10 protein-coding genes are annotated in these 15298 nt (G+C 42.1%); 2 read left to right on the top strand and 8 right to left on the bottom strand.

What is annotated here, in order from left to right; translation table 11 throughout:
- Positions 1 to 370: 370 nt before the first annotated feature.
- From L0657_RS05605 to L0657_RS05570, 8 genes are all read right to left on the bottom strand, one after another.
- Positions 371 to 808 (bottom strand): hypothetical protein, encoded by a 438-nt coding sequence (locus tag L0657_RS05605; protein WP_235149432.1) that lies wholly within the window; start codon positions 806 to 808, stop codon positions 371 to 373.
- On the bottom strand, positions 805 to 1386 hold the full coding sequence (locus L0657_RS05600; protein ID WP_235149431.1) for a hypothetical protein: 582 nt from the start codon (positions 1384 to 1386) through the stop codon (positions 805 to 807). Before L0657_RS05600 ends, L0657_RS05605 begins: the two co-directional genes overlap by 4 nt.
- A 73-nt stretch (positions 1387 to 1459) precedes the next feature.
- Positions 1460 to 1846 carry a hypothetical protein gene (locus tag L0657_RS05595; protein ID WP_235149430.1) on the bottom strand — a complete coding sequence of 129 codons (387 nt, stop codon included), beginning with the start codon at positions 1844 to 1846 and terminating at the stop codon, positions 1460 to 1462.
- A 100-nt stretch (positions 1847 to 1946) separates the two neighbouring features.
- Entirely contained in the window at positions 1947 to 2633 is a 687-nt protein-coding gene (locus tag L0657_RS05590; RefSeq protein WP_235149429.1) for a DUF3575 domain-containing protein, read from the bottom strand.
- 198 nt (positions 2634 to 2831) lie between these two features.
- Positions 2832 to 3278, bottom strand: a complete 447-nt coding sequence (locus L0657_RS05585) for a hypothetical protein (RefSeq protein WP_235149428.1) — start codon at positions 3276 to 3278, stop codon at positions 2832 to 2834.
- 438 nt (positions 3279 to 3716) lie between these two features.
- On the bottom strand, positions 3717 to 6485 hold the full coding sequence (locus L0657_RS05580; RefSeq protein WP_235149427.1) for an alkaline phosphatase family protein: 2769 nt from the start codon (positions 6483 to 6485) through the stop codon (positions 3717 to 3719).
- Between the two features lie 15 nt (positions 6486 to 6500).
- Complete coding sequence (locus tag L0657_RS05575) at positions 6501 to 8987, bottom strand: bifunctional YncE family protein/alkaline phosphatase family protein (protein ID WP_235150429.1); 2487 nt, start codon at positions 8985 to 8987, stop codon at positions 6501 to 6503.
- A 32-nt stretch (positions 8988 to 9019) separates the two neighbouring features.
- Positions 9020 to 11038: a TonB-dependent siderophore receptor gene (locus L0657_RS05570; RefSeq protein ID WP_235149426.1), complete on the bottom strand. Its 2019-nt coding sequence runs from the start codon at positions 11036 to 11038 to the stop codon at positions 9020 to 9022.
- A 319-nt stretch (positions 11039 to 11357) separates the two neighbouring features.
- Between L0657_RS05570 and L0657_RS05565 the strand changes: the two genes are divergently transcribed.
- Both L0657_RS05565 and L0657_RS05560 read left to right on the top strand, forming a co-directional pair.
- A complete protein-coding gene (locus L0657_RS05565; RefSeq protein ID WP_235149425.1) occupies positions 11358 to 14108 on the top strand; it encodes a sugar-binding domain-containing protein in 2751 nt (916 codons plus the stop codon).
- A 246-nt stretch (positions 14109 to 14354) separates the two neighbouring features.
- On the top strand, positions 14355 to 15293 hold the full coding sequence (locus L0657_RS05560; RefSeq protein ID WP_235149424.1) for a hypothetical protein: 939 nt from the start codon (positions 14355 to 14357) through the stop codon (positions 15291 to 15293).
- The last annotated feature ends 5 nt before the right edge of the window (positions 15294 to 15298 follow it).

Here is a 15298-nt window from a genome sequence, read left to right as displayed (position 1 = left end):
CCGGGAATTTACTAATTTTATGCCATCCTCCATTATCCAGATTTGCAAATATTGTTAGATATTGGGGCTGCCTAAGGTGGGCATCTTCAAACTAGTACATTGCCTTAAGACACGAAAAGTATCGGCATCGATTTTTATCTGATAAAATCTCCACTAACTGTACTGTTGGATATGGAGGTTTATCATAAAAAATAATAAGGCCGATGGCTTCTACACTTCCAAAGATCTACCTGCATCATAGTTTGATTATAGGAAATCTTGGAAAAAAAATAGAAAAATATATGACAAGGGAAATTGAAACCTTTGAATTGCTAAGTCAACCCTCGATCCGCAAGAAAGTAATCTGGAACGATAACCATCAAAAACCGACTCATTGATCTGCTTTTTTATCAAAATCAGTTTTTATAATCCCGTTTGATGAAACATAACGAGTTCTGATCCTTACTTCTTTACCCGGAATGGGTATACCTCCAAAATGAGCATTTTCAAAAACCGGATCGTGTACGAAATGAATGTATAAAGTATCAGTTGAAAACCAGCCAAGTGACCAGGAATTAAAACCGGCATCATACAATTTGTTCACGGCAGATCTGTTATATGAAACAAGATCTGTCTCAGATTTTGGCCAGTAACCGTAGTTCCTTTTGTATTCCAGAACCGATGAATTGAATTCAGGCGGCGGAGCAACTTTCCTCTTCAATTTTCGGGTGTTCAACGGCGGAAACTGCGCGCCAAGCCGCTCATAACAGGACAAGAGTAATATACTAAACATACTCAGACAAACCAGATTGAACAGAATTCTTTTCATTTAGTTATTTTTCTATTTATGATCCACCCCATTTGAAACCGTATGGTCGGAGAAATAGAAAATTGACCCGCGGACCTGTTCACTTCATAATTTCCGGCAAGACCCACGCCAAGCTCGAAACTTCCACTTTTTGCAAAATTTCGTTGTATCCCCCAGTAAGGATTGATATAAATGACCGGTTCGTGAAAAAGCGCTTTTGAAATGAGCGAGCCCGTGGAGAAAGCCAGATCGGCGCCAATAAAGTTCCCCACATTTTGCTCTCGTATCATAGAAGAAGGAAACAATCGGTAATAGTATCGTCGCCCGGTTGATACGGTAAAATCCAGGGACTGTCCGAATCTTGCAAAAATGTTCCCACTTGTAAGATAAAATGAATAATTCAGAGCGGCTGCAAACACGATCGTACTTCTTTTAGACACTGCCTTCTCTCTTTGAAAAGACAAACCAATAATTTCAGCACTGATTTTGCTTTGTGTAAAAGTATGTAACGAATCGGATCGAAAATCTGTCTGACAATGGCCTTTCAAAGGAATCAACAAAAAGTAGAAAGCCACTTGAAATATAACTGACTTATTCAAAGAAAATTAACTGGTTAACATAGACGTTCTGATAATGTTTATCCGAGATGGCCGGTTACGCTACTGCCGGACTTTATTTTGTTAACCGTTTCCTGAAATGGTAATAGTTACCTCCAATATCAGGTCCATTTTCAGCAAAACCATTAATATATTCCCAGCCGTTTCGTTCAAAAAAATTCAGGACCCCGCCGGTGGATAGAAACACTTTTTTTCGTTTTGTTCCGGGTTCTAATATTAGCAGATCATCACTTCGATTTCCAATACTGATTGCATTCAAATTGTCTTTTTGACCATAATCCACAAATACGTGTACGATATTTTTAAATGCACGTCGGTTTACATACACTTCTACAATCTTAATACTATCTACACGGTTAATATCCACATCTCCGACGAAAATCTGACCAAAGGATAATGTCGATAAAAAAACAAGAATAGCTGATAGGATGAATGATTTCATAAACAGGCAATTGAAAATTAGTAATTTTGCGTTTGGGTGAATTGAAAGTATATATAACGAGTCCCTGAACAGCATTCAGTGTGAATTAAAAGGACAAAAGCTACTCCTCTTTTTTAGTCCAAACCAACATCCCAATCCTAAGGCCGAATGACAAATGGGCGGTTATTCTCTCCCCAACCGTGTAATTCTCACCTTCGAAAAAAGGATCTGATCTGCGAGATCCAAGGTTTACATAATTGCTGTAAGAGGAGTTGGTATTGGATAAACCCAAGCCAGTAAAAAAATCCAGCGTGATGCGATCGTTAAACAAAAACCGTCCTCCCATTTTTCCAATTAGTCCGATCTTGGTTTTTTGAAAATCAGCCCGGTCAAATACTACTTCCAGCGAATCGCTATCATTTGCGAAATGATAGCCTTTTCCGGTAGAGGCTTTCATGCTTGATAATAAACCTTCTGCTGCAATGTACCAGCCCATTTTTTCTCGCTTGAACCAATAAAATTTGATCTCGGGACGTATTTCGAACAATTGATACCCCCGATTCCAAGAAGGTTCGGAAAACAAGATCGCTCTGTTACCTAAAATATAGGTACCAACACCAAGATTCAGCCCGGCTGACCACCGTTTGCCCAGCATCATTTCGGAGCCAAACCGAATTGCCGGATCCGGAAATATTACAGGCACCAAATCAACGTGAACATCCAGATTTCTTCTAAAAAGATCCACACCCTGAGAATAGGATGACGAGGAAATCACAATTATTAAAAGAGCCGTAAAAATAGACTTCATGATTTTTTAGGGCAAAATAAGTAACTTATCGGTTAAATAAATCATATTTCGTATTAAATTTAGATAACCAAATTCCGCAACCTTCAATCACTACGGTCGCTGTGTCTGTAAGAAAATCTAAATTCAAAGCAGGAGTTCACTAGGCTCATAGGATCATTTTCAAGATTCAACCATTTTGACAAATGCCCGGATGACCGGTTATTTAGGTTCTATTGTTACAATAACCCGCTTATACCCAGACAAACTCGGTTCACCTTTATCGGTAACTTTTAAAATAAAATGTGCAGTTGCCTCTTTGTCCACCTTTGGCGCTGTAAAATGTGCTTTATATACATTCGCGGCACCATTGACATTTATCAGCTTTTTGTAATTGCCAGCCTCGGGATAATTAAACCACAGAAAGCTAATATTATCACCATCAGGGTCATGCGACTGAAAAGCATCCAGCGTAAAGTTATCACCTGACTTTACATTGATTTTTTCAGGATGTGACAAGACTGGAACCGGCGGATGGTTGGCTGACTCGTAGGCATTGTTACACCAGTCCATACGTGCAGCAAAGTCGTTTTGAAAATCATCTCGCCATCTCCAAAGTGTCACTTTCGAATCCGTGAATATGACGTTGTCTTGTTTTACAGTATCCATTCAGGTAATAGAAAAGCTAGTCCTGTCCTGCATAATCTTACCAAAACACTCTGAAAGTTGCTTCTCATTATCACCACCAGTTACCTGTCCGCTGATAATGTCTCCGGTGATATTCATGATCACATCAGCTTGCTCGTGAGCTATTCCGAAGATTACTGGACAAATCGAAAATCCAGAACTCAGGGCCAAGTACAACACGGATCATCTTAACTCCATTACAAAGTTACGTCGTAGCTCTCCAAAAGATTTCTTTCCGGAAAATCCAATATAATATCAATCTATTTAAGCTTAGGAAAACTAATTCAATTTAATCTCCTAGCTAAATCAACCTGGATAAAATATTAAAATCAATACTTCTTATACTGCAAAATACAAATTGCGTTACAAATCCATATTCGGGTATTAACAACATTTGCAAGCATCAAAGTAAAAATTAATTTACGGTTTGTGCATCTTTTTATTCTTTCGCAATTGCTCATCATCTTCCATCCGTCGCTTCTGCATGGTTTCTGTACGGTCCATTTCTTCTGATTCCGAAAATGCTTTCCAATCGAACTTTTCATCAAACGGATCAAGGGCTTTTTGCGGATCAAATAAACGCGGATCAATTGGTACCGCATTGTAAGGCGTAAAGTCAGGCTTATCAGTAAACAGATCACTCATATCTGTCGCTGTTGCGTCATATTGGTTTAAGTAAGGAATACCCAGGATATGCCAGAAAGTTTTAAAAATACTTCCAAAGCTATAATGCTGCTTTCCAACATAATTATGCTTGATATAGGGTGAAATGGTCATTAAAATGCTCCTGTGGGCATCCACATGGTCAACTCCTCCCTGAGGATCGTCCTCAGTTACCACAATCAGCATATTTTTCCAGTAAGGTGTATGCGATAAAAACTCAATCGTGCGACCAAGAGCGAGGTCGTTATCGGCCATATAACTTTCACCAAACGGAAACCCTGCACCCGGCCGTTCGTTTGTTCCGTGATCATTTGGCAGCATTAATGTCAGCATGGAAGGAAGCGTTTTACCTTCACCTGTCCATTTCTCGTTGAATTCTTTCATAAAAACATCCGCCCGGAACTGGTCAGGAATCGCCATGTTATAGGTTGGAAACAGCTTTGAAGATTTGTCATAAAGCGGCTCGGGCAACGGGTAGTTGACCGTGTACAGTTCGCCAATGTGTTTCATGGTACTGTCTGAATAATTAGCGGCCATTTCTACTCCAAAACCGAAGTTGAAAAAATCCTTTTTGTTGCGCTGCAAATGATCCCAAAGTGATCCGGCTTCGTTATAATCTTCCGGATAAATACTTCCGGCTGAGCCGTAAAACGACAAATTCCCGGGAGCTGACGAAGTGTCCAGCATATTGCGGCCGCCGCCATACGCAGCCGCAGTTCCGGTTTCAACCCATTCGTTCGGATAGGTATTGACCAGCCATCGGTGCCCGTCAGCAGATACATCGGAATCGCAATAGTAGTTATCAGAAATTGCAAATTGTTTGGCCAAAGCTAAATGGTTTGGCATTACATCCACACCTTTTAATGCGGACGTCTTTTTTCTGTTTTCAATATTCTTTTTTAAGCCAAATCTGGCGATGGTCGAATCACCGTTCCCGGAAGTAAGCTGGCCAAAAACCTCATCATAAGTTCTGTTTTCTTTTGAAATAAAAACAATGTGTTTAATGGGAGACTCAGTCGCACCGGGATAAACCGGAATAGGATTTTTTTGGTTTGGCGAAACCTTCGTGAATATGTAATTATTGTCAAGCACCTTTTTTGTCAAGCCAGCCAGCTCTTTATCATCCGGAATATCGATCACAGAAACGGTTCCTTTCATGAGGCTGCCAATGTAACTTCCAGCACTTCCCAGTTTGTAATCCTTACCGCCATTTGGGCCGCTGCCTAGACCTTTTGCGTTGGTCACAATCAGTTTTTTACCATCAGGGCTCACTTTCAATTTGCTTGGAAACCAGCCTGTCGGGATATGCCCGATTACTTTCATTGTTGGGATATCAACAACTGCCACCGCATTAATTCCCGCTTCCGCCACAAATAGTCTTTTCTGATCAGGCGAAATGGCGACACCAAAAGGAATGAGCCCTCGAAGCGAGCCAAGCCGCGGTTCGGGATTGAGATGCAAGGTATTGACGACGGTATCTTTTGCAATGTCAATAACAGAAACACAGTCATTATTTCCGTTGCTGACAAATACAAACTGATCAGTTGCGACAAGTGAATTAGGGCTGCTACCTCCCACTGCCGGAAAATCTTCCACCATCTGACCAACCAAAATCCCAGTCTTTATCTTGGCTTTTACAACAGGTTTGGCATTCTTCAGATCGTAGCTCCAAACAGAAAATGCTTCCAGCGCATTCGGGTCACCCAGCGCAGGAACACCCTTTTCAGGAACGCCATTTTTCATTTCATCGGAACCATATTTGGTTGACGGCCATTTGTGTGCGGTTCCTTTCAGATTGTTTTTATCAAGGTCTGTAAAAGGTTTGTACTCAAAAACACCCACGTTAGCCACGTAAATGTGCTTTTCATCTGGTGAAAGGCAAATCCCGAACGGATACCGGCCGGTGGGAATGTTACTTATGATCTTATTGATTTTGGTATCAATCACCATCAGACGGAATCCAATCTGATCCACGGCATAAAGGGTAGACCCATCCTTGTTCAGGACCATATCGCCGATGTAGCCATGACTGTACTTATTGCCATTCTCAGAAGCGTTACAATTGATGGTCAACTTATTTTTACCTGTTTGAAGATCAAAAAGGAAAATCTTATTGGTTTGTCCACCCGCAACATAAACCGTTTTGTTATCCGGTGTAATGGCTAACCCCATAAAACAGGCTTCCAAAATTCCTTTATCCGTTTTTGGCCCCTCGGGAATTTGCCTTACGGACGGGTTGGCGGTCAGAATGTTATTTAATACACTGATTGAAAAAGGATTGATCCCCGAATTGGCTGTTACTGCAATTTTACCGTCCGAGCTCAATGCAAGACCATAAGGATGAGGCGCCACAGTTAGCTGCTTGCCAGTCGGCGTCAAATAACGTCCGTTGGGAATAATAGTTTTCCCTTTATCGTTTTGGCGCAGATATTCCTTGCCCGAAGGCGCGTTTGCGACCCATTTCTGAGCCGTAGCACTAAACGTTAATGACAGAGACAAAATAATCGGAAGCAGTACCTTTTTCATTGTTTTGATTTTTAATTAATCTTCGTCCTCTTCGTCCTCATCTCCTTTTTCAAGCCTTACAAAAGCTCCACGGCGCGGAGCGGGCATAATGCTTTTTTCACCGCGCACCGTTTGCCATACAATTTCGCTAAAAATTAAGTCATCAATAGCATCAGGCACTGAAAGATCGAACTGATCGGAACGGCGGGAGTTTGAATTCACTGCGACATTTTTCTGATTAAGGTCAACGCCCGCTTCTTTGGATGTAAAACCTTCCGGATTAGCCGTTTTATTGAAACATCTCCACATTGGCGTAGCGGCTGCATCATATTGACTCATCGGCTTTATGCCCAGGATCAGCTCCATCGTACGAAGCATTCCCGAGGTCGAATACATGGTATGGTCCGCAAGGCCTCTTTTCACAAAACCTCCTGCGACAAATGCAGTGGAACGATGGGCATCTACGTGATCCGGACCGTTCTGCGCGTCGTCTTCCAAAATAAACACGACCGACTCATTCCAAACCTTACTTTTGGAAAGATGTTCAACAAACCGACCCACTGCCAGGTCGTTGTCTGCCACTGCCGCAAAAGGAGTTGGTTTTCCAAGGCTGGCACCTGAGGTATGGTCATTTCCAAACCGAAGCGTATTTAGCCTTGGAAGTTTGTCGGCAGCTACCAATGCGTCGAAATCCTTTTCCCAGGCGTCTTCGCGGTCGATGTCCAGATACCCAAGATTGTAACCTTTAAAAGTGGGACAATAATTACCTTCAAGTGTTTTGATATTCGCTTTTCCCTCGTCTGCAAACCAGCCGTAACTCCGGAAAGTCACGCCTGCACGCTTTGCATGGTCCCAGATAAATCCATCTCTTGGATGTGCGATATCTTTACTGCCTTCATAATCGTATGTTCCACCACGACCGCCGTAGCTGGTCACCCAGTTTTTTTCCACATAGTCATTGGCGTACGCAGCAGACGACCAGTTATGTCCATCCGCGCTTACTTCTGCATCCACATAAAAGTTGTCGAGCATCACAAACTGGCGAGCCAGTGCATGCTGGTTTGGCGTAATTTTTTCGGGAAATAGGCAGAGTGAAGCATCGCCATTTCCTTCCTTCATATCTCCAAGTACCTGGTCATAAGTCCGATTCTCTTTGATTATGTAAAAAACATATTTTATTGGTGACTTGTCCCCTACTTTCATCGGGATCGGGTTTCCCGATTCTCCTTCTGCATTTAATTCTTTGTTTTTAGTATAGGGAGTATTTGCGTAAACCAACCTTGAATAGGCAGAAAGCGTCTGTGGAGAGGGTGTATCAATAATCGACAAGGTGCCTTTAAACAATCCGCCAATATACTGCTCTCTTCCCGTGTAAGCCTGTGGGTTTGGTCCTACTTGTTGCGGTACTTTTGATAAATTCGGGTTAGGACCTTTGGGGTTGGCTTTGGAAGAAAACCCTTTTCCATTAGTAACAAATATCTTAGAACCGATTGTTTTCACAGCAGTTGGATACCAGCCAGTTGGTATAAATCCGATGGAATGGCTTCGTCCTTTTGTTTCCACGTCAAACACTGCAAGACAGTTGTTGTCTGCATTGGCTATATACAGAACCTTCTCATCTTCACTCAGTGCGAGTCCATTTGGAGTGGTGCCAACAGGCGCGTTTGGAAAAAGAGACGTTGTTAGAGTTTCTGATATCTGGCGTTTCGTAAGATCAATAAGCCCGACCGTGTTGTCATTTCCATTGGCTACATATAAAAATTTGCCGTCTTTGGTCAAAAGCAAATCATTTGGGTTTTTATTAGTCGCAATTTCTGCTGCAATTTTCTGCGTTTCTGTATTTACGATTACAACCCGCGAGCCGCCCCATAGCGAGATATAGAGTTCTTTTTTGTCATTGGAAAGCAAAGAAGTATATGCTGCCGCTCCCAGATTTAGTTTACTAATTGTCTTTTTTGTTTGAGAATCACAAATGTATAGCGAACTGTCTTCCTTGGTGACTACATAAATCCTTTTCTGTGCATCGTCAACTGATATTCCCGTTGGCGAAATTTTAACAGGCCAGGGTTTACCCAAGACGATTGGCTCAGATGGAACCAGCTGCTGGTTTTCAATTTTGTATACCAAAATCTTATTATCGTTTCCACCAGATGCATACAGTGTTTTCTCGTCGTCGCTGAACGCCAAACCTAGGTAAGATTTTGCTACTCCGGCTGAATCCAGCACTTTTTCAGAAGCCGCATCGATTAAGGTTATGCTTTGTGTACTCTGTCCATTATTGGTTACTGCCAGGTACTTTTTTGATGGAGAAACAACCAGATTCAAAGGCAGATCGTCCAGATCCAAACTTCTGCCGACTGGCGTAAGCGACCATCCATTGGGTAGACCAATGCGTTTTGACGAAAGCTCTTTATATATAGCCAATTCCTCGCCTGTTCCGGAAGAGCCAGTATTTTTCGTACAGCCGTAAGCGACAATGCCGGCAAGCAGCAAGCACAGTCCAAACTTTAAGTATTTTGTCATGGTGAATATGGATGTTATTAATGATTGCATTTTTAAAACTTACCTGTCAGTGTCAGCCAGAGACTACGGCCCACGCCATTAATTCCAGACCCGTGCGTACGATAATCTTTGTTAGTAAGATTCTGGGCAACAGCATTTACCGAAAAATGTTTTGCATCAAAACCTGCCATCAGATTGATAACTACCCAACCCGGAGTGCCTCCTTTTGGAATACGATTATCTCCCGCATCCCCAGCTGCCAGTCGTGTTTGTTTTTCTGCAAACCAAACCTCCGGACGTAAATTCCATTGGCTTCTGTGATATGCCAATCCAAATCTTCCATTGAGCGGCGGAATACGGCGGACCGGCTCATTTTTGGTAACATTTTTGCCAAAATTATAAGCTCCCGATCCATATATTTTCCAACTGTCGCTCAACGCATATTCTGCTTCCAGTTCTGCGCCACGGATGTAGGCCCGCTCTACGTTTTCTTTCTGATAAACATCAATGCCATCGATTTTCTGTCCGGCAACCTGCACGCGCGTAATCAGGTTTCGCAGGTTGTTTTGAAACAATGCTGCGCTCATTGCGAACCCTTCTGACCGGAATTTATAACCTGCTTCAAAGTTGTAAGATGTTTCAGGTTTCAGATCATAAGCTGGAAGCTCGTAACGAAAATCAACGATCCCCAGCGTTCCCATATCGTCGATATTTGGCGCCCTGAAGGCTGAATGAAAAGATGTATAGAAGTTGGAATGTTCCTGAAGTAAATAGGAGATCGAAGCATTTCCAACCAATGCCCTTGGCTTCACAGTTATGTTCCCTAGCGCTTCGTCGGCGACTTTGATCTGAAAGCCATTAAACCGGCCACCAAATGTAAACTGCCAGGCGTCGAGCTTTAACTGGTGAAGAGAATAAATTGCATAATTCAGGTATTTACTATCGTCGGGATACAGTCCGCGGCTGGCAACCGGGCGGGCACCGTCAACCTGATCTACTTTGTCGCTGTTTACCTGATCATTGTATATTTCGACGCCAGAACTTGCCTTCCAGAATTCGGAAATTTCGGATTGTATGTTGAAGATCAGGCCGGCAGTCTGCACTTTATCTGTTTCCGTCCGAAGACTATTACTGCCATTTCTGCGGCTCAGCCGCCCCTCATTAGTCGCTTGCCAGGAACCGGTAAGAGAGATTTCAGAAGCCCATTTACTAGTTGTTACTCCGTTCAATTTAAAATAACTTAAAGAACGCTTTTGCGGATTAAATTCATTTAAGGCAAAATTTTCAAGCTTGTAGCGGTAATAAAGCGGCACGTGTTTTTGCGAAACCGATTGATGTGCCAGCGTTAGGGTCCACGAGTCGGTTAAACCTAAAAGCAGCTTTGCATCAAAATTCCGGTCTTTATAACCACTGGGGGATTGTTTGCCGGTCGTATCCCCTCCTATCAGATCTCCAAAATTTCGAATACTTACGCCACCGGAAAATGCGATACGTGATCCTGACAGCTTTACGCCCGCCCGTAGTGTCTTTTCCATATCGCCGGTTGCATAGCGAGCTATTGCATTGCCATGAACCGCAGGTTTTTCTGAAAATTCAGGATTTGAAGTTAGTATTTGAAGCGTACCACCCAACGCATCGGAGCCGTAACCGACAGAACCGCCGCCCCGGAGGACTTCTATTTTGTCTATTGTGAATGGGTCGATCGTGTTCAGGTATTGATTTGGGCCATAGCGGAATGTGCTGTTGTTCAACCGGATACCATCGATCAGAATAAGCGTTTGGTTCCCAGTCAATCCACGTAAGAACGGCGACCCGGCTCCGTGGGTTGTTTTTTGAACAAAAACGCCATTAGATCCCATTAACGCTTCGGGTGTTGTTCGTGGCTGATACGCCTGTAAAGTTCTGGATGAAATAACGGATACAGAGCCAGCAGTTTGAAACGTTTTTTCCTTGATGCGATTTGCCGTAACATTGAGCTGATTGAGCAATTCAGTACGCAGAGAATCTCCTTCCTGGGCGAAAACAGAAAGCGCAGACGATAGCATGAAAAGAAAACTGTAAAATACCCTCATAAAGACCAGCATAAATTAGAAATATAAGTTGTAAATCTAAGTCTTCTATTTAGCGAAAAGCGGGCACCAAGATTACCAATTTGTTAAGATTAAATGTCTTGGTAATGAAGCAGTTGGTAAATATTTCATATTCCAGGAAGAATAGACTCATTTGTGAGCGTAACGTTAGAAGCTATGCTGTGATGGCTTTTTCTAAGAAAAATGCTTTATATATTCCTCGCTGAAAGTTAAAACAAGGATTTTGTCCAGCAATATCAGAACAACAGCCATTTGAAATTGCCCTATTGAATAATAGTTTTGCTGTTTATACTAATTTACTATGCTGCAAACTTTTAGAATTCTGCTATTTATTTTTCTTCTTCCATTATTATCCTATGGTCAAAAAAGCATTTCACTTGCCGGTGAATGGGAGGTCGCTTTTGATAGCGACGATGCCGGATCGCATCGTTTTTTGAAGCGTAAGTTTTCCGGTAAAATTAATTTACCGGGAACAACGGATGAAGCTTCTATGGGTGATACAATTAAATTTAAACCTTCACTTACCAGGGAATCACTTTACCAGCTTGCCAGACGCCACCGGTTTGTTGGAACTGCGTGGTACAAGCGCACAATCGAAATTCCTACTGCATGGGAAGGTCAGGAAATTGAACTATACCTGGAACGCGTCCTGTGGCAAAGCCGAATATTTATTGACGGGAAAGAAGCTCATGCCCAGCAGGAAAGCCTCACAACACCACACCGCTATAACCTGACGGATATGCTCACCCCCGGCAGCCATACCATTTTGATGCGGATCAACAATACCCGGCAATATGATATCAGTTACCAAAATCTTGCACATGCGTATACAGATGGCACACAAACAATCTGGAATGGGGTTATCGGGAAAATTGACTTAGCCGTGAAAACGCCCGTGAACATTCAACATATCCAGACATTTCCCAATAGTAAAGACAAGTTGGTGACTGCAAGGATTAAATTTCAGAACAAGACCGGCCATGCAATCAAAGGAAAATTAAACCTGGCTGCAAAATTAAATGGAAAGAACTTGCCCGTAAACGAGCAGATCGTTCAGGTTGATACCGGTGTTTTTGTATATGAAGTCAAATATGATCTACAAACAAATTTTCAAAACTGGGATGAATTTTCGCCATCGGTTTATCAACTGGACGCTTCGTTCATTTATGATAATGAGAAGATAAGTAGCTATCAAACAACTTTTGGCGTAAGACAGTTATCGAATGAAAATAGTGTTTTGCATGTCAACGGACGCCGGATATTTTTGCGCGGCACGCTGGAAAGTGCAATTTTCCCACTGACCGGCCATCCGCCAACGGATAAATCAGGATGGTTGAAGGTTTTTAATACTGCAAAACTTTACGGTCTAAACCATCTTCGCTTCCATTCCTGGTGTCCGCCAAAAGCAGCATTTGATGTAGCTGATTCCCTCGGATTTTATCTACAGGTGGAATTGCCCATGTGGAGTTTGCAGGTGGGAGAAGATCCAAAGGCCGATAAATTTATATCTGACGAGGCCACGCGCATCGGTGAAGAGTATGGAAATCATCCATCTTTCTGCTTTTGGTCAATGGGAAATGAGCTGGAAGGTAATTTCGACTTTTTAAACAATCTGGTTACCAAGCTCAAAAAAGCTGATCCGCGCCACCTATATACCACAACGACTTATAGTTTTCAGCCACCTCACGGCAAATGGCCGGAACCGGCAGACGATTATTTTGTAACACAGGAAACAAAACTTGGATGGGTACGCGGACAGGGTATTTTTAACCAAAAATCACCTTCATTCATCGAGGATTATGCCAGCTCATTAATAGGATTAACAGTTCCGGTCGTTACGCATGAAGTTGGGCAATATGCCGTTTTTCCTAACATCGCAGAAATCAGCAAGTATACCGGTGTAATGGCTCCGGTGAATCTGATAGCGATCCGTGATGACCTGAAAAAGAAAGGTATGATCCCACTGGCTGACGCATATCTGAAAGCAAGTGGCAAACTGGCTGCGCTTCTTTACAAGGAGGAAATGGAGCGGATTTTGCGAACAAAAGGAGCCAGCGGGATCCAGCTGCTTGACCTGCACGATTTCCCGGGACAAGGCACCGCAGACATAGGTCTGCTGGACGCGTTCTGGGATAGCAAAGGAATTATTTCACCAACCGAGTTCAGGGCGTTTTGCTCTCCGGTGGTACCTTTACTTCGGTTTGAGAAGGCCACATATACAAATCAGGAAACATTCCGCGCGACCGCTGAGTTAGCAAATTTTGGCGGCGCATCGTTGCATAATATTATTCCTGAATGGACATTATCGGATGATTCAGGCAAGCTATTATTCTCCGGTCGGCTTCCTGGAAAAACTGTTGATGTTGGAAATGGAATTAGTCTAGGTGCGATTGAAGTTAATTTAGGCTCTATCAAAACAGCTAAAAAACTGACCTTGAAATTAGCCTTGAAAAATACACCTTACGCAAATACCTGGCACATTTGGGTATATCCAAAAGATTTGCCGGATATGCACTCAGATGTAGTTATTACACAGTCACCAGAGGAAGCGATTCTGGCATTGGCAAATGGGAAAAAAGTATTGCTTAATCCCGATTATAAAAAATTGAATGGACTGCCGGGGAAATTCATTCCGTTGTTCTGGAGCCCTGTACATTTTCCAGAACAGGCGGGCGCAACGGGTTTGTTATGCGATCCGAAACATCCGGCCCTGAAAGAATTTCCAACCGATTTTCACGCTGACTGGCAATGGTGGGATTTGTGTACGCAATCAACAGCAATAATTTTACCAGACAGTTCCCTTTCGCCAATTGTCAGACAAATTGATAATTTTGCGAACAACCGGCAACTGGCTAATGTATTTGAAGCCGCTGTCGGAGACGGGCGTTTACTGGTTTGTAGTTTCGATATAAGCACAAATCTGGAAGGCCGGCCCGTGGCGCGGCAGTTTCGTCATAGCTTACTGAAATACATGAATTCAGCGACTTTCAGTCCTAAGGATAGCATGTCTGCTGATAAACTGCTATCAATAGTTAACTTAACGGGTAAGTAAATGGCCTAAGCTTTTTATAAATTTTTATGAAGAGAAAGAATCAGGCCTGCAATGGTAATTGAAGAAGTTTTCAATCCACATTTCACACGCGTAATTTTTCTTCATAGCCAGAATAAACTTTTGTTTATTTTCACCACAAATGCAACGGTTCGGCGAATTATTGGTGTCATAAGTTTAAGCTCAAAGTTATAATTTCCCAGATTACTTTGCGGAGATTATAGCGATGATTAAACTTAAAGATAAGCGATGAAAACAATCATTCTGAATTCAATTGTATACCTATTTTTGATTTTAACTGCCACAATTTCTTCTTGCAGCAAAGTTAAGGACGAACAGCCTGGGCCAATTGAAGAGCCTGTTCCTGATGCTGTGGCGAGAGTTCTGGCGGATGCATATCCCAACGCTAAGGAAATTTCATTAGAAACTATTGAAAAAGATAAAGAATGGGAAGCAAGGTTTTCACAAGGAGAAGTTCAGTATTATGTGACGCTAAATCCGTCAAAAATCCTGGCTACCCACAGACTGATAAGCGAAACTGTTCCGGATTCTATTAAAAAATTTTTTGAGGTAATTCCTATTCTGTCACCTAACAAAGGAGTCCTTTCCGATTTTAGAGAAATTTTGAATCCTAGTGCCAGCGATCGCAATTATACAGCCAAGTTTACAGTTGACCAAAAAGATTATTTGTTAACATTCAGAACCTATAATCAACCAGCAGATAACTATGACGTTACGGTAACAAGTTATTATAAGTTCAGTTATTACGAACTTAATGACCAAATATCCAACTACCTTTTAGACAAAAATTATGCAAATGTTTTCGCCAGGGTGATAGTTCTTGCCGATAACAAAAAACAATATACTACCTGGACCAATCACGTAAATGGAGAAACCGGAGATATGGTTTTTGATGATCAAAAGAAATTAATTGTTTCTTTCAGAAAAGTTGAAGCTATTTCTACCCTAGCTGCTCTTCCTGAAAACATACAAAATTTTATCAAAAATACCGGCCTTCAACTAAGTGACCAGAACTACAAGTTCGCAGAGAATGGCGTATCCGGCTATCATGTTTTTCTATTGGGCATTACAGGAATCAGGGGATATCGCTACGCATTAGATTTTGATTTGGAAGGAAATGTTATTACATCCCGACTTAATATAGCAATTGTAGGTAACCGCAAGTGAAAGTG

It is taken from the genome of Dyadobacter sp. CY345 (genome assembly GCF_021502725.1).
In the GTDB taxonomy this organism is placed as follows: domain Bacteria; phylum Bacteroidota; class Bacteroidia; order Cytophagales; family Spirosomataceae; genus Dyadobacter.
Note: the sequence above shows the minus strand (reverse complement) of the source record. Positions and strands in the feature narration are given on the sequence as shown.